This is a genomic window from Pseudophaeobacter flagellatus (assembly GCF_021228235.1).
Lineage (GTDB): Bacteria > Pseudomonadota > Alphaproteobacteria > Rhodobacterales > Rhodobacteraceae > Pseudophaeobacter > Pseudophaeobacter flagellatus.
On sequence record NZ_JAJQRG010000010.1, the window covers coordinates 88,071 to 107,858 of the forward strand.

Genomic DNA, 19,788 nt, shown 5'->3' on the forward strand with positions numbered 1-19,788 from the left:
GTTGAGCTGGGGTTTTCTCATTTCGACCAGCACTCAGGCTGGAAGTTCATAGCTTTGTGTAAATCACTCCATCCATTGTTACCTGTGCGAACCAGAGTGCACAGAAACAGAAAGGGCCGCGATTTTCACCGCGACCCCTAAGAAATTTTTGGTTGCGTACACCTTCTTTATGCCGCCAGGGCCACAGCCTCCTTCTCCCGCTTCTCATCGCGGGCAAAGAAGATCAGGTAGAACACCGGCGCCGCCACCAGGGTCAGCACGGTGGCAAAGGCCAGACCGCCCATGATGGTCACCGCCATGGAGACAAAGAAGGCGTCCCACAGCAATGGGATCATCCCCAGGATAGTGGTCACAGCCGCCAGCATGACGGGGCGCAGACGCGACACCGAGGCCTCGATGATGGCCTCGCGCAGCGGTTTGCCCGTTTCGCGCACCAGGTCGATTTCTTCGACCAGAACGATGCCATTCTTGATCAGCATGCCCGACAGGCTGAGCAGGCCCAGAAGCGCGGTGAAGGTAAAGGGCAGACCGGTGCCAAGCAGGCCAACAACCACCCCGTTCACCGACATCGGCACCAAGAGCCAGATGATGATCGGCTGGCGCAGCGCATTGAACAAAAGCACCGAGATCAGCACCATGATCAGCACCGTCACAGGCAACTGCTTGCCCAGGCTTTCATTGGCATCGCCCGAGCTTTCGTGCTCCCCCCCCCATTCCATGGTATAGCCCGGCGGCAGCGGCATCTCTTCAATGCTCGACTGGATTTCGGCAAAGACCGTGGCCGCCGTCAGATCAGTAGGGATATCGGCGCCCACCGTCAGCGTCGGAACCCGGTCGCGGCGGTGCAGCAACGTGTTCTCCAGCTTCAGATCGACACCATCAATCATTTGTTCGATCGGCAGGAATTTCTGCGCGGTATTGGAATAAACCACCTGATCCATGATGTTATAGGTGCCATCACGGGGGCGGCGAATAACGATGGGGATCAGCCGGTCCTGTTCGCGAAAGACCCCGGCCTGCAAGCCATCGGTTGAAAACAACAGCGTATCGGCAATGTCTTCGCGGGCGATACCGGCGGTCTGGGCCCGCTCGGTCGCATAGCGCGGGGTCAGCACCAGCTCCTGCTCGCGCCAGTCCTGCCGTGTATTGAGGATATTGGGCGAAGTGGTCTCCAGACGGCGCATCGCCTCTTCTCCCAGTTGGCGCAGCACCTTTGGATCCGGCCCCGAGAAGCGCACCTGGATGGGATCGCCGCCGCCCGGCCCAAAGACCAGCCGTTTAGTGCGGAACTCACCCTCGGGGAACTGCGCCTGGCCAAAGGCTTCCAGTTCTTGTTGCAATGGCGGAATATCAGCCAGGCTGGCGGTACGAATGATCATATGACCATAGCTTGGGTTAGGTTTCTCAGCGTTATAGGTCAGCATGAAACGGGTGGCGCCCTGCCCCACGAAACTGGTGAAATCCACCACGTCATTGCGCGTTTTCAACCAGTCCTCGACCACGGCAAGATGCGCCGAAGTTGTTTCTATCGTGCTGCCCTGTGGCAGTTTGTAATGCACGAAGAACAGCGGCGTATTGGCATCGGGAAAGAACTGCTGCTTGACGGTGCCAAAGGCGACAAAGCACACCGCCGTCAGGCCAAACAGCCCCACGACCACCAGCCAGCGCAGTTTTAACGAAATCCGCAGCAAGCCCCCATAGGCGCGGAACAGCAGGCCTCCATAGGCATCCGTATCGCCGCCATCGCCCTGTTTGAAGAAATAATGCCCCAAGAGCGGCGTCGCGGTCAGCGCCAAGAGCCAGCTCAGCAACAGGGAAATCCCAATCACTGCAAAGAGCGAGAACAGGAATTCACCGGCGGAATCCGGGCTTAGCCCAATGCCGGCAAAGGCCATGATGCCAATCACCGTAGCACCCAGAAGCGGAATCTGCGTCTTGGCGGCCGCATCATGGGCTGCGGCACGGGAATCGCGCCCACGCTGCATAGAGATCTGCATGCCTTCGGCCACCACAATGGCGTTATCCACCAACATCCCCATGGCGATAATCAGCGCGCCCAGCGAGATCCGCTCCATTTCAATGGAAAACAGGTTCATGAACAAGAGCGTGCCCACAACCGTCAGCAACAGGGTTGTGCCCACAACCACAGCCGCCCGCCAGCCCATGAACAGGGCCAGCACCGCAACCACAATCGCCACCGAGGTCGCAAGATTGACCAGGAAGTCATTGGATGCCTGATCAACCACCAGATGCTGCTGATAGATCGGCAAAAGCTCTACCCCAAAGGGGATCTGCCGGTCCAGCGCGGCCAGACGATCATCGACCCGTGTGCCCACTTCGACGATATTTTCACTGGCAAGGCCGGCAATGCCAAGGGTGAAGGCTTCGACCCCGTTGAACCGGATCATCAGGTCGGGGTTGCTGGTGCGGCCGCGAAAGACCTCGGCCATATCAACCACATTGATCACCTCGCCCTGGGCGCCAATCGACAGGCCAGCGATTTCCGACACGGTATCCGATCCAGCCGGGGCGCTGATGCGGGTTTCGGAGTGTTCGCCATCAAGAAACCCGCCAGAACGTACGGTATTGGAGGTGGCGATAGAGCCGGCGATGGCATTGATAGAGATGTTCTGATTGACCGAAATCGCCATATTCGGTTCGACAAAGACCGCCTCGTCCGGCAGGCCCGCAATCTCGACATCCGCGACCCCGTCTACCGCCAACAGCTCGCGCCGCAAAAAGGTGGCCAATTCGTGTTTTTCGGCGTCAGTATAGCCCTCGGTGGTAACTGCATAAAACAGGCCAAAGACATCGCCAAAACTGTCGTTCACAAAGGGCTGGGAAACCCCATCGGGCAGCCCGCGCGCCGCATCGCGAATATTGGCCCGCAGATCGGTCCAGATTGCAGGCAATTCACTGCCATCATAGATGTCTTGCATTTCCACTTCGATCAGCGAACTACCGGGACGATTGATCGAGGTGATGGTCTTCACCTCGCCCATTTTCTGGATCGCAGATTCCAGCGGCTCAGTCACCTCGCGGGCGACCTGCTCGGCGCTGGCGCCGGGATAGGCGGTGACGATAACCGCCTGTTTGATGGTAAAAGCGGGGTCTTCCAGGCGACCAAGGTTGAGGAACCCCCATATGCCGCCCAGCAGGGCCACCAGCATGATGATCCAAGTATAAAGTGGCCGATTGATCGAGGCACGTGCGATATCCATGTTCCGGGCCTCAGTTCGTAAAGCCGGCAAACCGGCGGACCGGTTGGCCGTCGATCAGCGCATTGCCACCGGTGGCAACGATTTCTTCACCGCCTTCCAGGCCAGAGGAAATGGCAAATTCGCCGTTCTGCGTTGCCTGCAGCTCTACCGGGACCCAGTTGACCACCCCGGTCTCGCCCCCCTTGGGGGAAAAAACCATAACGCCAACCTCGCCCGCCGCAGAGGTCACAATAGCCGTACCTGGCACCAGGATGCCCCGCTCGCCGGTATCCACCTTGACCCGCACCGAGGCCGAGGCCCCCGGCAGGATTTCCCGCCCCTCTGGCGGGGTCATGCGAAAGGTCACCCGGAAGGTCTGGCCGATATTGCTGGCTTCGGCCTTGAATTCAAGGATTTCCAGAGGAAATTCCTCATCGCTGCCCGCAAAGCGCGCGGTGGTCGAAACGTCGTCGCCACGATCCGCCCGTTGGAACAGAATCTCTGGCACGTCGACTTCGATATGCAGAACCGACATGTCATGCAGGCGCACAATCGGCACCCCGGCAGAGACGGTGGTAAAATTCTCAACTTCTCGGGTGGAAACCAGCGCCTCGAATGGGGCGTTCAAGGTGGCATGGCGCAGTTCATACTCGGCATTGCGCAGCGCCACCCGTGCCAGCCCCGCCTGGGTTGTGGCATCTTCGATCGACACCGCGCTCACCGTGCCTTTCAGCCGCTCCAGCCGGTGAACCGTCCGGTCCGCCTGCTCCTTTTGCAGCCGCGCCTGTTCCAGATTCAGCTCAAAGGGTTCCAGATCAAGCTGCGCAATCAATTGCCCCTTGGGCACGATATAGCCTTCGGCTACCGGGAAGCGCATCACCTGGCCAGGCACCTGAAAGGCCAGATCAACCGTCTGTTGGGCGGCCACCTGACCAAAGAACTGCCGTTCCAGCAATCGGGTGCCCGACTGGGTTGTCAGCAGTTTCACCGGCTTGAGCACCTCTTCCGCCTGTGCGGGCACCGCAAAGGCCAACCCAGATAACGCCACACTGGAGACCCCTAGGGCAGTACCTGACAAAACCGGAACCAGCGCCATGGCTAATTTTTGCAATAGCTGCATCTTCTACCTTTCTGTACCAGGCTGCTGGTCACCAGCGCCTAGAATGTTCTCTTGTATCTTGTCGGAAAGTTCCGCGAATTGGTCTATCTCATCCGGGGTCAGCCCGCTGATCTGGCGCAGGGTCCGCCCGGCGCGATCCTCTAGACCGCTGCGCATCAGGCGGCCCTTTTCGGTCAATTGCAGCTGCAGGGCGCGCCGATCCTGCGGATCACGCTGCCGCTGCGCCAGCCCCTCTTGTTCCAGCCGGTCCGCCGCAAGGGTCACGCTGGAGGGCACCAGCAAGAGCGTTTTTGCCAGCTCTCCCATGCGGCGCGGGCAGTCGAGCTGCATCAAGAGATAGCACTCCATGCGGCCTAGCCCGGCGCCAAGCCCCTGCTGCTCAAAGGCCTCTTCCATCCGCAGGTGCAAGGCCAGAACCCCCCGCAGCGCCCGCATTTCCGGCGTCAGCACCGCCTTGGCGGGCTGACTGGGCGGATCGACGTGCGGCACGGCAGACCCGCTGGCAGAACCAGCCCCTGAAGGCAGAGAGGATTTTGGTGAAGACGGTGACATCGGGCTCCGGACGGCAAAGTAGTGATTCCCCTGATATACTTCACTCAATGAACCTTTCATGTGATGAAGTTCACACTTCTTTGTTCGGACCTATTCTTTGTTCGCCCCCTTTGCTGGACCTGTCGTAAACCTTGACCTTTGGCACAAAAAAGCGGCACAACTGCGGGGTTTCATCCCCATGGGTCCAAAGCTATGTACACAGCCGCCATCACCGGCACCGGGGTTTTCACCCCCTCGCAAGTTATCACCAATGCTGAACTGGTGGAGGCCTTTAATGCCTATGCCGACCGGATCAACGCCGAAAACGCCGAGGCCATCGCCGCAGGCAACGTTGAACCGCTGCAGCATTCCTCGGAGGAGTTCATCTTCAAGGCCTCTGGGATCGAACAGCGCTATGTGATGGACAAGGCCGGAGTGCTGAATCCCGATATCATGTATCCACAGCTGCGCCAGCGCGACGACAGTGAGCCGGGCATCCTGGCCGAAATGGCACTGGACGCGGCCCAAAAAGCGCTGACTCAAGCGGGCAAGACGGCTGAAGATGTCGATCTGGTGATCTGCGCCGCCTCTAACCTAGAACGCGCCTATCCGGCGGTTGCGATTGAAATCCAGGATCTTTTGGGGATAAAGGGCTTTGCCTTTGACATGAATGTCGCCTGTTCTTCGGCCACCTTTGGCATTCAGACTGCCGCCGATATGATCCGCTCTGGCAGCATTCGTTCGGCCCTGGTTGTGAACCCCGAAATCTGTTCCGGCCATCTGGAATGGCGCGACCGCGATTGCCATTTCATCTTTGGCGATGTGGCTACAGCAACCCTGCTGGAGCGGATCGAAGACGCCAAGGGCGATCATTTCGAGGTGATCTCAACCCGCTGTGCCACCGATTTTTCCAACAACATCCGCAACAACAACGGCTTCCTGCGGCGCTCTCGCCCGGATGGGGTGAAAGACCGGCGCGATATGCAGTTCATGCAAAACGGGCGCAAGGTCTTTAAGGAAGTGCTGCCAATGGTCAGCCAGCACATCGCCGCCCATATGGCGGATGAAGGCATCAAGAGCGACGCGCTAAAGCGGCTATGGTTGCATCAGGCCAATAAGTCCATGAATGATTTCATCGGCAAAAAGGCCCTTGGCCGCACGCCGCAGCCGGGGGAACAACCCAATATCCTGCAGGACTACGCCAATACCTCTTCGGCCGGGTCGATCATTGCTTTTGCCAAATATTCGCAAGATCTGGCCGAGGGAGATCTTGGGCTGATCTGTTCGTTTGGCGCGGGCTATTCCGTGGGATCGGTTCTGCTGCGGCGCCACGCCAGCTAAGGCCGCAGGCCGACCAGAAGAAAGCAGCCAAGGCCCCGCAATCAATGCGGTCTGGCCTTGGCGCAGGGCCCTGCCCAACCTGTTTTCGCTAGGCGCTTTCTTCTTCCAGATGCAGTTTCATATCCAACAGGACATGCTGCAACAGCACTGTTTCCCGCAACAGCCGCTTGGCTTCATTCACGGTGATAATACCGTCTTCGATTGCCGTCTGGTATTCGCTCATCAAAAAGGCAAACCGTTGACTTAGCGCGATAACATCCGCATTGACGCCGCCATTGCGCCCCGCGCCGCCTTCGGCATTGCCGCCACTTCTGCTTTCATAAGACAGGGTAATGTTCTTCAGATCCGCAAGCGCTGAGGTCACATGCGGATAAGAGGATTCTTTCTCCAGCTTGGCCACCGCATCCACCGGCATAAAACGATCGGCGTGTTCCGCGTTGTCGGAGTAATACCGCCCCAAAGTCGCCTTGGACTTTCCGGTGATCTGGCAGGCCGCCTCGATCCCGACATCCTTTACTAGGGCCTCTGTATGCTTTTTCAGATAGGTACCGATCTCTGCCATTAACTCTCACCAGCTATGCCGCGCCAAAAGGGGAAGGTCGGGAAAAATTTCCCATGAGGGTGTTGTAAAGTATTTGTTATTCTTGCGCCATCCCTAAGGTTTTCAGGGATTTAGAGAGTGCCGGAGGATATATTTCATCCTCCTCGGTTATTGCGAAGTCGGCTTTGTGAGTGGGCTGTGCTTCGAGGTAAAATACATTTCCCCATGCTTTGAGATGGGCAAACTTTATAGCAAGGTACCCTTCCTGCCTGCCCGGTCACATTTGCTGGGTCTCCACTCTTCAGGCCATCACCTGCTGAGGGTCGGGAAGGGTACGATTTTCTCTATCCCTGCGTCCCGTCTCTCTGGATGGCCATTTTCCCTCTAAATTTAAAGGGGATGCGCGTTGATCGCGCAATTCCTCTGCCTGGCAGATCCCCATAACAGAGCCACCAACCGCGCTTACAACCGGGGGTACATTTCTGCCGTTCCGGCACCGCAACCGGCACCTCTACCTCTTGCCCAGTCCCGCTCTCGCGCGATATGGGGGGCGCCATGGCAAAGCTCTATTTCAATTACTCAACCATGAACGCGGGAAAGTCGGCGGTTCTATTGCAGGCCTCGCACAACTACCGCGAAAACAACATGGACACCTATCTGCTGACCGCGCAGATCGACACCCGTGAAGGCACCGGGAGAATCGCTTCGCGCATTGGCATCAGCGAAGCTGCCGATACCTTTGCGCCAGAAGATGATCTCTTTACCAAGATCAGCACCCGTATTGCCCAGGGAAAACTGGCCAGTATCTTTGTTGATGAGGCCCAGTTCCTGACCCCTGATCAAGTCTGGCAGCTGGCCAATGTGGTGGATGATCTCGGCGTGCCGGTACTGTGCTACGGGCTGCGGGTGGATTTTCAAGGCCAGCTGTTTCCCGGCTCTGCCAGTCTCTTGGCGCTGGCCGATGAAATGCGCGAGGTGCGCACGATTTGCCACTGCGGGAAAAAGGCCACCATGGTGATCCGCCAGGATGGGACAGGCCGCGTCATCACCAAGGGCGACCAGGTGCAGATCGGCGGCAACGAAAGCTATGTTTCACTGTGCCGCCGCCACTGGCGCGCCGCCATGCGGGCGGGCGATTGACCTGACCGCCCCTGCAGACCCAGGGGCCGGGTTCAGGCCAAATTTGGCAGCGTTTCACCTGCGAGTGCTGCGGCAAGGTTATCCAGCGCCATATGGCCCATGGCACTGCGCACCTCCTCGGTGGCGGTGCCCAGATGCGGTAGGAGCGTCACGTTATCCAAATCCCGCAGCGCCTGCGGCACCTCCGGTTCGAATTCATAGACATCAAGCCCCGCGCCTGCGATGCCTCCCGCTTGCAGGGCGGCAATCAGCGCCGCCTGATCGACCACCTCGCCGCGCGCGATATTGACCAGATGCGCCGTTGGCTGCATCGCCGCCAGCACCGCTGTATCGACAAGATGCCGCGTTTCAGCCCCACCCGGCACCGCCACCACCAGGAAATCCACCGCTGCGGCCATCTGTATAAGGTCCGGCATCCGCACCGCAGCAAAATCCAGTTCCTTGTCGCTGCGCGCGATGTATGAAACCTGCATGCCAAAGCCAAAGTGGCAGCGCCGGGCAATCGCGGCGCCAATCCGGCCCATCCCGACAACACCCAGCTTTTTACCGGTCACATGCTGGCCCAGCATCTGGGTCGGATGCCAGCCGGGCCAGTTGCCACTGCGCACCAGCCGTTCACCCGCGCTCGCCCGGCGCGCCGACATCAGGATCAGCGTCAGGGCAATATCCGCCGTGGCATCGGTGACGGCACCGGGCGTGTTGCTCACCTGCACCCCATGGGCATTTGCAGAGACCACATCAATATGATTGATCCCAACGCCAAAATTGGCCAAAAGCTTGCAGCGTGGGCTCGCCACTTCGGCAAAGACACTGGCGTCAAAGGTATCGCCCAGCGTTGGCATCACCAGATCATAGTCCCGCAATGCGGCAGTCACCTCTTGCCGGGACATAACGCGGGTGTCAGCGCGAATATCAACATCAAACTCAGCCCGCGCGCGGGCCTCGACCGCTGCGGTCATCGGTCGTGTAATCAACAGCTTCATCGTCAATGCATCCTTCCCCCCAGCGGAACCGGCCCGTCGGGGCCAACAAGGCGGATTTCTCCGTCTTCATCCGGCAACCCCAGCACCAGCACCTCTGACATGAATTTTCCGATCTGGCGCGGCGGAAAATTCACCACCGCCAGCACCTGTTTGCCAATCAGCGTTTCCGGCGTGTAATGCGCTGTCACCTGGGCAGAGGTCTTTTTCTCCCCAATCTCAGCGCCAAAATCGATCCAGATCTTGATCGCCGGTTTGCGCGCCTCTGGATAGGGCTCCGCGCGGATCACCTCTCCGACGCGGATATCCACCTTCATGAAGTCATCAAAATCAAGATCAGCCACGCGACAGCTCCTTTGACCGGTTGGCCGCAGCCGCAACGGCGCGTTTCAACAGATCGGGAAAGCCGCCATCTTCCTGCATAAGAACCTCTAGCGCCGCCTGGGTGGTGCCATTGGGGCTGGTCACGTTCACCCGCAGCTGACTAGGGCTTTCCTCGGCGGCCTTGGCCAATGCGCCGGCCCCGGCCACAGTGGCCTTGGCCAGTCTCATCGCCATGTCAGCGGGCAGGCCCTGGGCCTCTCCGGCGGCCGCAAGTGTTTCGATCAGATGAAACACATAGGCTGGACCAGAGCCGCTGACCCCGGTGACCGCATCCATCTGGGCCTCCGACTCCAGGCGCAGGGTCTCGCCAATTGCGGACAGCAGCTCTTCGGTCACGTCAAGGTCGGCCGCAGAGGCCCGCCGATTGCCAACCAGCGCGGTGATACCCTGGCCAATGGCGGCAGGGGTGTTGGGCATGGCGCGCACAATCGGTGTCTGATCGCCCAGGATCTCTTCGAAACTGGCAATTGACGTGCCTGCCGCAACCGATACAAACAGCGTCTTTCCATTGCCCAGCGCCTGCAATTTTGGCAGTGCCGCGCCCATCATCTGAGGCTTCACCGCCACCAACACCAAAGCCGGCTCGTCCGGCAGGTCTTGATTGATATGTACCCCAGTACCCTGCAACCACTCTGACGGGTGTGGGTCCAGGACCCAGACCGAACTTGCAGGCAATCCGTCCTCCAGCCAGCCTGCCAGCATAGCCGATCCCATTTTGCCGCAGCCCAGCAAAACCAGCCCGCCGGTTTCAATCTGTGATCTGGTCATCTGTTCATCTTCCCATGTCAATCGCGCGTCACGTATCGGCCAATGCACAAAATGTCACGGATTCAGCCGACCGCGCCAAACGGCGCGCGCCGCGCAAGTTTTCAATAACACCCTAACACGGCAGGATTTTATGCCCGGCCGTAGGTCTCTGCAATGGCTACCTGGATAGCCTCTTTGGGGGATCTGTCAGCCCAGGTGGTCAACTGGATCGCCGGATAATAACGCTCGCAGCTGGACACTGCCGCATGGATCATCGCGTCGATCTGCTCGGGGCTGGCCGATTGCCCACCCGCCAGAACCAGCCCATAGCGATAGAGCATCACCTTATGATCCGCCCAATAGGTGAAACCGCCTGCCCAGCACTGATCATTCATCAGATTGATCAGCTCATACAACTGCGGAATCATCGCGGTGGGTGGTTCCATCTCAAAGCTGCAAATCAGCCGCAGCGTTTCTTCATAGCCGGACCAGGCAAGGGTCAGCGAATAGGTGCGCCACTGGCCTTCGACGGCCATGGCAATCTGATCGTCGCCAATGCGGTCAAAATCCCAGTCGTGATGCGCAGCAAGGTTTTCGACGATGTCAATCGGGTGGGCCTCGTCGTCCAGAAGATATTCGGAAAGGGCCATAATCTCACCTCTCGGGTCTCTAACCGCTGGGGCGCGGGGCGCCCGCTACAGCTAGGTTTCTGGTCTACAGAACGGGGAGCATCCCCGCCTCCATACCAGATATGGTGGCAAGAGGGAGTGATCCTGGCAACCCTTTATCTGGGGATATCTGCAATAAGTTGTGGACGAAAGCGCTTCAGCCGCAAAATATCGCATACCCGGCGGCCTCCCCTCTTCCACGGCCAGGCCGTGAACAGGACCAGCAGCCCCGGCACAGCGGCACGCGGCGAGAGCGTAAATTGACGGGAAAGCCGCGCGGGCACTGCCCAGCGCAACAGGGGATGAAAGCGATAGGGCGACACAAATTCAGCCCGCCCCTTGCCCCCAAAACAGTAGAACCGTAGCGCAGAGGCACAGGCAAGCAACTACCTGCCCCGCAAAATCGGGGCAGGCAGGATAGAATTGGTCAACCACGTCAGGTGCCAATACAGCACGCCATCACATCGCGCCGTACAGCCCACAGGGCAAACAGCAAACCGGGCAAACAGCGCCAGGCAGATCAGCCGTGCTTAACCCTTGGCTTCAAGCGCCTCGAGGCGCAACTTCAGGGCCTCGTTTTCTTCGCGTGCCTTTTGCGCCATGGCGCGCACCGCATCAAACTCTTCGCGGGTGACAAAATCGTGGCCAGCCAACCAACGATCCATCAGCCCCTTCATCGCGGTATCTGCTTCATCCTTTGCGCCCTGGGCCACGCCCATCGCATTAGTCATCAGCTGGGAAATATCATCCATAATCTTGTTGCGGCTCTGCATCATCTTCTCCGTATCGCTTTCCCCCCCTATATGGGGTGCAAAGGGTCATCGGCAAGCCGTTGACTTCCCTTCACGACCAGAGGCATTCAGGACCACATGCAGGCCATGATCCAATTCCCCGATATTTCGCCCGAGATTTTCTCGATTTCCCTGTTTGGCATGGAGTTTGCCCTGCGTTGGTACGCCCTGGCCTATATTGCGGGCATTCTGATTGCCTGGCGCCTGGCGGTTGCCGCGCTGAAAACGCCACGACTTTGGCCCGCGCAAACCCCGCCAATGCAACCCCAGCAGGTCGAAGATCTGATGACCTGGATCATTCTTGGGGTGATTCTCGGGGGGCGGCTTGGCTTTGTGCTGTTCTACCAACCGGGCTACTATCTCAGCCATCCGGTGGAAATTCTGCGCATCTGGCAGGGCGGCATGGCCTTTCACGGCGGCTTGCTTGGGGTGATTGTCGCAACCTGGGCCTATGCCGCACGCCACGGGATTGCCAAGATACAGATGGCCGATCTGGTCGCCTATACGGTGCCGACGGGGTTGTTGCTGGGGCGACTGGCCAATTTCATCAACGCCGAGCTATGGGGCCGCCCCACCGATCTGCCCTGGGGCGTGGCTTTCCCGGGTGACGCGGCCCAAAGCTGCGGACAGACCCTGGGCTCGCTCTGCGCCCGCCATCCATCGCAGCTCTATGAGGCGCTGCTAGAGGGGCTGGTACTGGGCAGCCTACTGATCTGGCTGGTCTGGCGGCGTCAGGCATTCTTGCGCCCAGGTTTGGCCCTGGGCCTGTTCCTGGCCGGATATGGCGCGGCGCGATTCCTGGTAGAATTCTTTCGCCAGCCCGATGCGCAGTTTGTCAGCCAGGGCAACCCGCTGGGACTGGCCTGGCAGCTGGGCGGCTATGGCCTGACGATGGGACAAATCCTGTCGCTACCGATGGTTGCGCTAGGGCTGTACTTTGCTCTGCGGTCTCGGCCTGTGGTGGGTGCTCCGGCATGACATCGCTGATGGATCAGCTGGCCGCCCGTATCCACAGCGACGGTACGATCAGCCTGGCTGATTATATGGCAGACTGCCTGCTGCACCCGGAACATGGCTATTACACCCGCCAGCAACCCTTTGGCGCGACAGGGGATTTCACCACCGCGCCAGAGATCAGCCAGATGTTTGGCGAACTCATCGGCCTGTCGCTGGCGCAAAGCTGGCTGGATCAGGGCGCCCCCAAAGTCTTTACCCTGGCCGAGCTGGGCCCCGGACGCGGCACCCTGATGGCGGATCTGTTGCGCGCCACCCGCGCAGTGCCCGGCTTTCACGCCGCGCTGCGCCTGCATCTGGTCGAGGCCTCGCCAAGCCTGCGTCACACCCAGGCCGAGACCTTAAAAGGCTATGAGGTCACCTGGGCCGACAGCATAGATACCCTGCCGCAGCAACCGCTGTTCCTGGTGGCCAATGAATTTTTTGATGCCCTGCCCATTCGCCAGTTTGTCCGCGACGGGGCAGGCTGGCGCGAACGCTGCGTTGGCCTCGCCGAGGGCGCGCTGTGCTTTGGGCTAGGCCCCGCAGCGCCGCAGCCCGCGCTGGAACACCGCCTGGCCGATACCAAACCCGACGATCTGGTAGAGTTGTGTCCCGCCAGCCCTCCCATCACCGCCAGCCTGGCCCAGCGCATTGCCCAGCATGGCGGTGCTGCGCTGATAATCGACTATGGCGACTGGCGGTCTTTGGGCGACACGCTACAGGCGTTGAAATCGCACGCTCCGGTGGATCCTCTGCATGCGCCAGGTACCGCCGATCTGACCGCGCATGTGGATTTTGAAGTGCTGTGCAGCGTGGCAACCGGTGCGGGCTGCAGCCACAGCAGGGTCACACCGCAGGGGGTCTTTCTGGAGCGGCTTGGCATCACCGAACGCGCCCGCACCCTGGCAAACCGGCTGGACGGCACCGCACTCGACAGCCTGATTGCCGCACATCGACGGTTGACGCACCCGGATGAAATGGGAAACCTGTTCAAAGTTCTGGGGATCACCCCCGCCACGACCTCATTGCCACCTGGATTGACCTCATGACGCTGGAAATTCTGACCTCGGATCTTTTGGACGGTGTTCATCATGGGTTCTTCACCCGTCGCGGCGGTGCCTCTACCGGCGTGTTCAAGGGGCTGAACTGCGGCTTTGGCTCTAGCGACCAACGTGATGCCGTGACGCTGAATCGCGCGCGCGTGGCCAAGGCCATGCAGGTGGCACCAATGGCGCTAGTTGGGGTGCATCAGGTGCATTCCGCCGATGTTGCGGTGATCACCGCCCCCACCACCGACCGCCCACGCGCCGATGCCATGGTGACCAAAACGCCCGGCATCGCCCTTGGGATTCTGACCGCCGACTGCCAGCCCGTGCTGTTTGCCGATGCCGAGGCAGGGGTCATTGGCGCCGCCCATGCAGGGTGGCGCGGCGCATTGGCCGGCGTGCTGGAAGCCACATTGAACGCGATGGAAGACCTTGGCGCCGATCGCAGCAAGACCCACGCAGTGATCGGCCCTTCTATTTCGCAACGCGCCTATGAGGTGGGACCGGAGTTCTGCGAAAACTTCCTGCAGCAAGACCCGGATCACGCCCGTTTCTTTGCCAATGGTGCGGCGGGGCGCTATCAGTTCGACCTGCCCGGCCTGGGACTGCACCTGCTGCGCGCCGCAGGCATTGGCCAAGCCGAATGGACCCGTCATTGCACCTATAGCGATGCGGATATGTTTTACTCATACCGACGCACTACCCACGCGGGCGAAGCCGACTACGGAAGGTTAATTTCCTGCATCGTCCTATAGGGCCCAAATCAGGGCAGCGCAGCACAGGTTTGGCCCCATTTCGCCCCCGATCACACCCAGATCGCGAAACTTCCAAGAATTTTATATAAATATCAACAACTTATCCATGCCGCATCAGAACACTGCGCCGCAGGCCCCTGCAGCACTGCGCTTGGGAATTTCCATGGGCCAGCCATATTCATGACGCAATGATTACCGATATTAAGCTGAAACAAGCCTTGGGTCACACCGGGGCGTACAGCTTGGAGTTGCAGAATGAACACCGGATCACGTTTTTTGAGATCGATGATTTCAGAAGCAAAATCAGATACTCAGCGGCTCCCTTGGCAGAAACATCGCAAAAGACAGCCCTCGCAGTTCGGACAGCGATTGGCGGTGAACCGCCCGCAGAACGACCTGCCTGACCAACAGAAACACGCCTAGCAAAGACCATATAGGGCTGATCCGCCTGCGCCGCTGCCAGTCCTGATAAAAGACCACCGCAAACCGCCCGCAAATCGTGTGATATCTGCAATCGCAGTGACCCTTTCTTAGGTATTCGCCATCACACTCGCGCAGGAAACGTCCGCAGGATGCGCTGGTTTTGGGCCGCATCTCGCAGATTGACCAGAAGAGTAACCCGTAGAGCACTTTAGCGCAGAGCCACATTATGCAAAAAATATCCTTTTCCCCCAGACACCTTGCCAGTTCGCAGCACCGATGGAGAATGGCGTTCGGGTGGCAGGGCCGACCAAAGGTCCAAACCTCATGACCCTGCCGCAGTCACTCCAACAGGCCGCGTCCAGGGCTTCCGAAGCCCAGGCCTTGCTACAGGATCCGGCCGCACTCCGCCTGGGCACAAAGCCGCAACTGCGCCGCTATGAGGTGAGCAGCCTGCTGCCCGATGGCGCAATCGCTGAAACCCGCCATATCGCCCCGGCCCTGCCGATTTTTGAAGATGCCTTTTGCGCCTTTACCCGGGGATCAATGGTGGACACCTGCAACGGGCCAATCGCCGTCGAAGACCTGCTGCCCGGCGACATGCTCATCACCCAGGACGGCTCTTGCCAGCCACTGATCTGGAAAGGCAGCACCAGCCTGGTGCCCGCCCGCGCTGATGCCAAGGGGCGCAGCCATCGCCTGACCAGTTTTATGGCTGACAGCCTGGGGCTGCAAAAGCCAACCTCCTGCGTGGTGGCCGGACCTGCGGCGCGGCTCTTGCGGATGCCGCCACATATGCGGGTCGGCACCGACCGACCACCGATGCTGACCCTGGTGGAAGAATTTCAGGATGGCATGAACATCTTTGAAACCGCGCCACCGACAGTGGTGGATCTGTTTCACCTCTGCCTGCCCAAACATGCGGTGATCCGGGTCGGCGGGTTAGAGTTCGAGACCTATCACCCCGGCCCCGAGGCGCTGAAGCTGGTCAGCTATGCCATCAAGACGCTCTACCTCAACCTCTTTAGCCATATCGATACGATTTCAGGCTTTGGCCCACTGGCCTATGAGCGCAACCACGCCCCAGAACGTGGTGACCAGCCCTAGCCGGGCCAGCCTCTTTGGCAAAACAGCCGCGCAAAGATAGGCAGTGGGGGGATCGCCCGGCTCAGGCCTGGCGTTGCAGGCGTTCTTCCAGAACATCAAAGGGCACCCCTGGTTCATCCTTGGCACCACGGATCACCAGCGAGGTTTTGACGCTGGCCACATTTGGTGTGGTCAAGAGCTGCGCTGTCAGGAAGCTCTGAAAGGTGCTCAGATCCGGAGAGACGCATTTCAGGATGAAATCCACCTCACCGTTCAGCATGTGACACTCGCGTACCAGTGGCCAACTGCGGCATTGCTCTTCAAAGGCGGTGAGTTCGGATTCGGCCTGGCTTTCCAGCCCCACCATTGCAAAGACCTGAACCTCAAAGCCCAGCTCGCGGGCATTGACCTCGGCGTGGTAGCCGCCAATCAGGCCGGCCTCTTCCAGGGCGCGCACACGGCGCAGGCAGGGCGGAGCAGAAATGCCCACACGTTTGGCCAGCTCGACATTGGTCATGCGCCCATCGGCCTGCAACTCCGAGAGTATCTTGCGATCAATCGGATCAAGACGGGTTGTGACCATGGTGTAAAGCTCCTGTCAGATTGCGTTTCTTATAGCACTACTGCAAGACTGCGCAATATTATTTCACAACGGCGCAATATTCTTTGCCTCAGCCAAGTTCAAGCGGCAAAAGCCCCTCTTCCCCCGTGCCGCGCCCCTGTACCACAAATCACACCAAAGCCTGCGCCGCTGCGCCCGTCCAGCACCAGCCCTGCCCGCGCAACAGGGGTTTAAGAGCTGCCGCCCTATCGTTATATGCAAGCCTGACGGCGGCCACGGACGCCATTTTTGCTGATTCAATGTGCAAATACTGCGCAGTTTTTGGGGATACGAGATGAGCGACACGCGCCACACCAAGGTTTTGATCATTGGCTCCGGTCCAGCCGGCTATACCGCTGGCGTTTATGCCGCCCGCGCCATGCTGGAACCCGTCCTGGTGCAGGGCATCGAGCCCGGCGGCCAGCTGACGACCACCACCGAGGTGGAAAACTACCCCGGCTTTACCGAGGTGCAGGGCCCGGATCTGATGATCAAGATGCAGGAACATGCCCAGGCCATGGGCTGCGAGGTCATCGGCGATATCATCACTTCGCTCGACACCTCTGCGCGTCCCTTCACCGCCAAGGGCGACAGCGGCACCACCTATACGGCGGATGCAGTGATCCTGGCCACTGGTGCCCGTGCCAAATGGCTGGGGCTGGAAACGGAAGAAAAGTTCAAGGGCTTTGGCGTTTCCGCCTGCGCAACCTGTGATGGCTTCTTTTACCGCGGCCAGGAAATTGTGGTCATTGGCGGCGGCAACACCGCAGTCGAAGAAGCGCTGTTCCTGACCAATTTTGCCTCCAAGGTGACGCTGATCCACCGCCGCGATGAGCTGCGCGCCGAAAAGATCCTGATTGATCGGCTGATGAAAAACCCCAAGATTGAGCCGCTCTGGTTCCATGAACTGGATGAGGTGATCGGCAGCGAAAGCCCGCTTGGGGTTGAGGGTGTGCGCGTCAAGCACAGCAAGACCGGCGAAATCACCGAGATCCCCTGCAAGGGCGTCTTTGTGGCTATCGGTCACGCCCCGGCCAATGAACTGGTCAAGGATAGCCTTGAACTGCACAATGGCGGCTATGTCTCGGTCAAGCCCGGCACCACCGAAACCTCGGTTCCCGGTATCTTTGCTGCGGGTGATCTGACCGATCACAAATACCGCCAGGCGGTGACCTCGGCCGGCATGGGCTGCATGGCCGCACTGGACGCGGAACGCTTTATCGCGGAACAGGAGTAAGCCGGATGCCGCAGGATTTCGACACCCAGCGCGACGAAACCGTTGCGGCATTCAACGCCCTGCAGGCCGAACATGGCCTGCCCGAGGTGGCGGACGTGGATTATTTCTTTGTCCCCACCCACGACGGGGCCGACTGGCGTGCCTTGGCAGAGGAACTGAGCCGCAGCGAGTATAGCTGCACCTATGTCAGTGCCGATGAAGCAGAGGATGGCACCCCCTATCTCGCCGCCACCCTGCCAGATCAGATGATTTCGGCCACCGGCATCTGGATCGGCGAGGAGGTGGCCACCCGCGCCGCACTGAAGCACGGGTTTGCCCCCGATGGCTGGGGACTGGAGAGCTAAACACTGCCCGCGCCCGCCTTGGCATCGGTGGTTTTGCCCCCAGGGGTGACCTGGCATTGACCCAGGAGGCTACGCCCGGCACTCTGTTCCTGGACAGAACCCAAAAGACAGGAGAAGCGGCGGGTGGCAAGCGCACTCTGGCGGGGGAATTGGATCACCCGCACCAGGATCATCACCGGGCTGGTGCTGATGACCTATGCTTTCTTTCATTTCATCAATCTTGGGCTTGGGCTGTTTTCACCAACCGCAATGGAGGCGATGCAAGAAGCGCGCCATGTCATTACGCGCAATCCCCTGGGGATTGTCATCATGGCCAGTTCCCTGTTGCTGCATCCTGGCCTGGCGCTGTGGCGGCTGGCGCGCAAACGCAGCCTGCGCATGCCACTGGGCGAGGCCGTTCAGACCATTCTGGGCCTGTTGATCCCGCTGCAGCTCTTATCTCACATCACCCATAGTTCTGTTGCGCATCACCTCTTTGCGGTGCGCGATGACTACCCCTATATTATCGTGCTGATGTGGAATAGCCCGGTGATCTGGTGGCAATCGACGCTGCTTCTGGTGGTCTGGATCCATGGCTGCATAGGGCTGCATTTCTGGCTGCGCCTCACCCGATGGTGGCGCAAGACCCTCCCCTATATGATCGGCCTGGCGGTTTTCATCCCCAGCTTTGCCCTCGCCGGATTGCTTAGCGAAGGGCGACGGATCTATGACATCTTTGTCGAGGGCAGCCAGCGCGCCGATCTGATGGCCTATTTCAATTGGCCCACCCCCGAGAATTTTGCCACCCTGCGCCTGACCGAAACCCGTCTATTACAGATCTTCTTGCTGCTGCTGGCCCTGACCGCCTGCGCCTATGGGCTGCAAAAGCTGCGCCGCAGTGGCCGATCCGTGCACATCAGTTATTCCGACGGCCCCTCGATTACGGCGGAAAAAGGCATGACCCTTTTGGAAATGTCACGCAGCCACGCGGTGCCCCATACCTCCCTGTGCGGTGGCAAGGGGCGCTGCACCACCTGCCGGGTGGTGATCGACGCGGGCAGCGACGGCCTGCCACCCCCCGCCCCACCCGAAGCGCGCAGCCTAGCGGCTGTCAAAGCCCAGCCCAATATGCGGCTGGCCTGCCAGATCCGCCCAGAGGCACCGCTGACCGTGACCCGCATGTTTCACCCCAGCGGCCGCCGAAAGCGCGCCCATGCCAGCCAGGGGCGCGAACAGCAGCTGGCGATCCTGTTTCTCGACATGCGCGGCTTTACCGCCCGCACCTCTGCCCAATTGCCCTATGACGTGGTCTTTTTGCTGAACCGATTCTTTGATGCCGTAGTCCCCTGCGTCATCAGCAGCGGCGGCCATGTGGACAAATACCTTGGCGATGGCTTTCTCGCCGTCTTCGACGCGGCTAAGGCCCAGCAGTCCGCCCAGGCGGCGCTTCGGGCCGCCTGCCAGATTGGCCTGGCGCTTGAAACCTTCAACCAGACCCTACAGGCCGAAGGGGATGAGCCGATAAAGATCGGCATGGGGCTGCATCTGGGAGAGTTGGTGATTGGCGAAATTGGTGCCGCGGGCCATGCCCCACGCACCATCATCGGTGACACCGTTAATGCCGCCAGCCGCCTGGAGGGCGCCAGCAAGGACGAAGGGGTCGAGTTGATGGTTTCGGCCGCAGTGTTGCACGCGGCAGGCTACGCCACCTCAGATCTCGAACTCCGCACCTTTCACCTTCGCGGCGTCGCAGAGCCGCTGATGGCCCTTGCCCTGCGTCAGGCCGCGACACTTCCCGAAATTTTGCAAAGATCTGAACCATAGTCCTGATTACCCTATCCAGACGGGACAGTGTTTCAGCAATCAGGACCACAGCAGATC

19 protein-coding genes are annotated in these 19,788 nt (G+C 59.7%); 9 read left to right on the plus strand and 10 right to left on the minus strand.

Going from position 1 to position 19,788, the window contains the following annotated elements; genetic code table 11:
• Positions 1-167: 167 nt before the first annotated feature.
• The 3 genes from LRK71_RS17035 to LRK71_RS17045 are packed head-to-tail and all read right to left on the minus strand — an operon-like array spanning position 168 to position 4,809.
• On the minus strand, positions 168-3,221 hold the full coding sequence (locus LRK71_RS17035; protein ID WP_232405153.1) for an efflux RND transporter permease subunit: 3,054 nt from the start codon (positions 3,219-3,221) through the stop codon (positions 168-170).
• Between the two features lie 10 nt (positions 3,222-3,231).
• Positions 3,232-4,296, minus strand: coding sequence for an efflux RND transporter periplasmic adaptor subunit (locus LRK71_RS17040; RefSeq protein ID WP_232405251.1), 1,065 nt, complete (start codon positions 4,294-4,296; stop codon positions 3,232-3,234).
• A 27-nt stretch (positions 4,297-4,323) separates the two neighbouring features.
• On the minus strand, positions 4,324-4,809 hold the full coding sequence (locus tag LRK71_RS17045) for a MarR family winged helix-turn-helix transcriptional regulator (RefSeq protein ID WP_232405154.1): 486 nt from the start codon (positions 4,807-4,809) through the stop codon (positions 4,324-4,326).
• A 255-nt stretch (positions 4,810-5,064) separates the two neighbouring features.
• Between LRK71_RS17045 and LRK71_RS17050 the strand changes: the two genes are divergently transcribed.
• A complete protein-coding gene (locus tag LRK71_RS17050) occupies positions 5,065-6,192 on the plus strand; it encodes a beta-ketoacyl-ACP synthase III (protein WP_232405155.1) in 1,128 nt (375 codons plus the stop codon).
• Positions 6,193-6,280: 88 nt separating this feature from the next.
• Here LRK71_RS17050 and LRK71_RS17055 read toward each other — a convergent pair whose 3' ends face one another.
• Positions 6,281-6,754 carry a hypothetical protein gene (locus LRK71_RS17055; RefSeq protein ID WP_232405157.1) on the minus strand — a complete coding sequence of 158 codons (474 nt, stop codon included), beginning with the start codon at positions 6,752-6,754 and terminating at the stop codon, positions 6,281-6,283.
• A 534-nt stretch (positions 6,755-7,288) separates the two neighbouring features.
• Here LRK71_RS17055 and LRK71_RS17060 point away from each other — a divergent pair.
• The gene (locus LRK71_RS17060) at positions 7,289-7,873 is read left to right on the plus strand and encodes a thymidine kinase (protein WP_232405158.1); all 585 of its coding nucleotides are present in this window, start codon (positions 7,289-7,291) and stop codon (positions 7,871-7,873) included.
• 32 nt (positions 7,874-7,905) lie between these two features.
• On the opposite strand, the gene LRK71_RS17065 is transcribed toward LRK71_RS17060, so the two are convergent.
• The 5 genes from LRK71_RS17065 to LRK71_RS17085 all read right to left on the minus strand — a co-directional run bounded on the left by LRK71_RS17065 (position 7,906) and on the right by LRK71_RS17085 (position 11,425).
• Positions 7,906-8,856, minus strand: coding sequence for a 2-hydroxyacid dehydrogenase (locus LRK71_RS17065; protein WP_232405160.1), 951 nt, complete (start codon positions 8,854-8,856; stop codon positions 7,906-7,908).
• A 2-nt stretch (positions 8,857-8,858) separates the two neighbouring features.
• On the minus strand, positions 8,859-9,197 hold the full coding sequence (locus LRK71_RS17070; protein ID WP_232405161.1) for a tRNA-binding protein: 339 nt from the start codon (positions 9,195-9,197) through the stop codon (positions 8,859-8,861).
• Complete coding sequence (proC, locus tag LRK71_RS17075) at positions 9,190-10,005, minus strand: pyrroline-5-carboxylate reductase (RefSeq protein ID WP_232405162.1); 816 nt, start codon at positions 10,003-10,005, stop codon at positions 9,190-9,192. The genes LRK71_RS17070 and proC overlap by 8 nt, the downstream gene beginning before the upstream one ends.
• A gap of 128 nt (positions 10,006-10,133) precedes the next feature.
• Entirely contained in the window at positions 10,134-10,634 is a 501-nt protein-coding gene (locus LRK71_RS17080; RefSeq protein WP_232405164.1) for a type III secretion system chaperone family protein, read from the minus strand.
• A 548-nt stretch (positions 10,635-11,182) separates the two neighbouring features.
• Positions 11,183-11,425, minus strand: coding sequence for an accessory factor UbiK family protein (locus LRK71_RS17085; protein ID WP_232405165.1), 243 nt, complete (start codon positions 11,423-11,425; stop codon positions 11,183-11,185).
• A 96-nt stretch (positions 11,426-11,521) separates the two neighbouring features.
• Between LRK71_RS17085 and lgt the strand changes: the two genes are divergently transcribed.
• The 4 genes from lgt to LRK71_RS17105 all read left to right on the plus strand — a co-directional run bounded on the left by lgt (position 11,522) and on the right by LRK71_RS17105 (position 15,767).
• The gene (gene lgt / locus LRK71_RS17090) at positions 11,522-12,421 is read left to right on the plus strand and encodes a prolipoprotein diacylglyceryl transferase (protein WP_232405167.1); all 900 of its coding nucleotides are present in this window, start codon (positions 11,522-11,524) and stop codon (positions 12,419-12,421) included.
• The gene (locus tag LRK71_RS17095; RefSeq protein WP_232405169.1) at positions 12,418-13,488 is read left to right on the plus strand and encodes a class I SAM-dependent methyltransferase; all 1,071 of its coding nucleotides are present in this window, start codon (positions 12,418-12,420) and stop codon (positions 13,486-13,488) included. The genes lgt and LRK71_RS17095 overlap by 4 nt, the downstream gene beginning before the upstream one ends.
• Positions 13,485-14,240, plus strand: coding sequence for a peptidoglycan editing factor PgeF (gene pgeF / locus LRK71_RS17100; protein WP_232405171.1), 756 nt, complete (start codon positions 13,485-13,487; stop codon positions 14,238-14,240). The genes LRK71_RS17095 and pgeF overlap by 4 nt, the downstream gene beginning before the upstream one ends.
• A gap of 747 nt (positions 14,241-14,987) precedes the next feature.
• Positions 14,988-15,767 (plus strand): Hint domain-containing protein, encoded by a 780-nt coding sequence (locus LRK71_RS17105; RefSeq protein WP_232405172.1) that lies wholly within the window; start codon positions 14,988-14,990, stop codon positions 15,765-15,767.
• Between the two features lie 61 nt (positions 15,768-15,828).
• On the opposite strand, the gene LRK71_RS17110 is transcribed toward LRK71_RS17105, so the two are convergent.
• Positions 15,829-16,329, minus strand: coding sequence for an Lrp/AsnC family transcriptional regulator (locus LRK71_RS17110; RefSeq protein ID WP_232405173.1), 501 nt, complete (start codon positions 16,327-16,329; stop codon positions 15,829-15,831).
• 313 nt (positions 16,330-16,642) lie between these two features.
• Here LRK71_RS17110 and trxB point away from each other — a divergent pair, with 313 nt between their 5' ends.
• The 3 genes from trxB (at position 16,643) to LRK71_RS17125 (ending at position 19,731) form a co-directional block, all read left to right on the plus strand.
• Complete coding sequence (trxB, locus tag LRK71_RS17115) at positions 16,643-17,584, plus strand: thioredoxin-disulfide reductase (protein ID WP_232405174.1); 942 nt, start codon at positions 16,643-16,645, stop codon at positions 17,582-17,584.
• 5 nt (positions 17,585-17,589) lie between these two features.
• Positions 17,590-17,928: a ribonuclease E inhibitor RraB gene (locus LRK71_RS17120; RefSeq protein WP_232405178.1), complete on the plus strand. Its 339-nt coding sequence runs from the start codon at positions 17,590-17,592 to the stop codon at positions 17,926-17,928.
• A gap of 123 nt (positions 17,929-18,051) precedes the next feature.
• A complete protein-coding gene (locus LRK71_RS17125) occupies positions 18,052-19,731 on the plus strand; it encodes an adenylate/guanylate cyclase domain-containing protein (RefSeq protein WP_232405179.1) in 1,680 nt (559 codons plus the stop codon).
• Positions 19,732-19,788 lie beyond the last annotated feature (57 nt).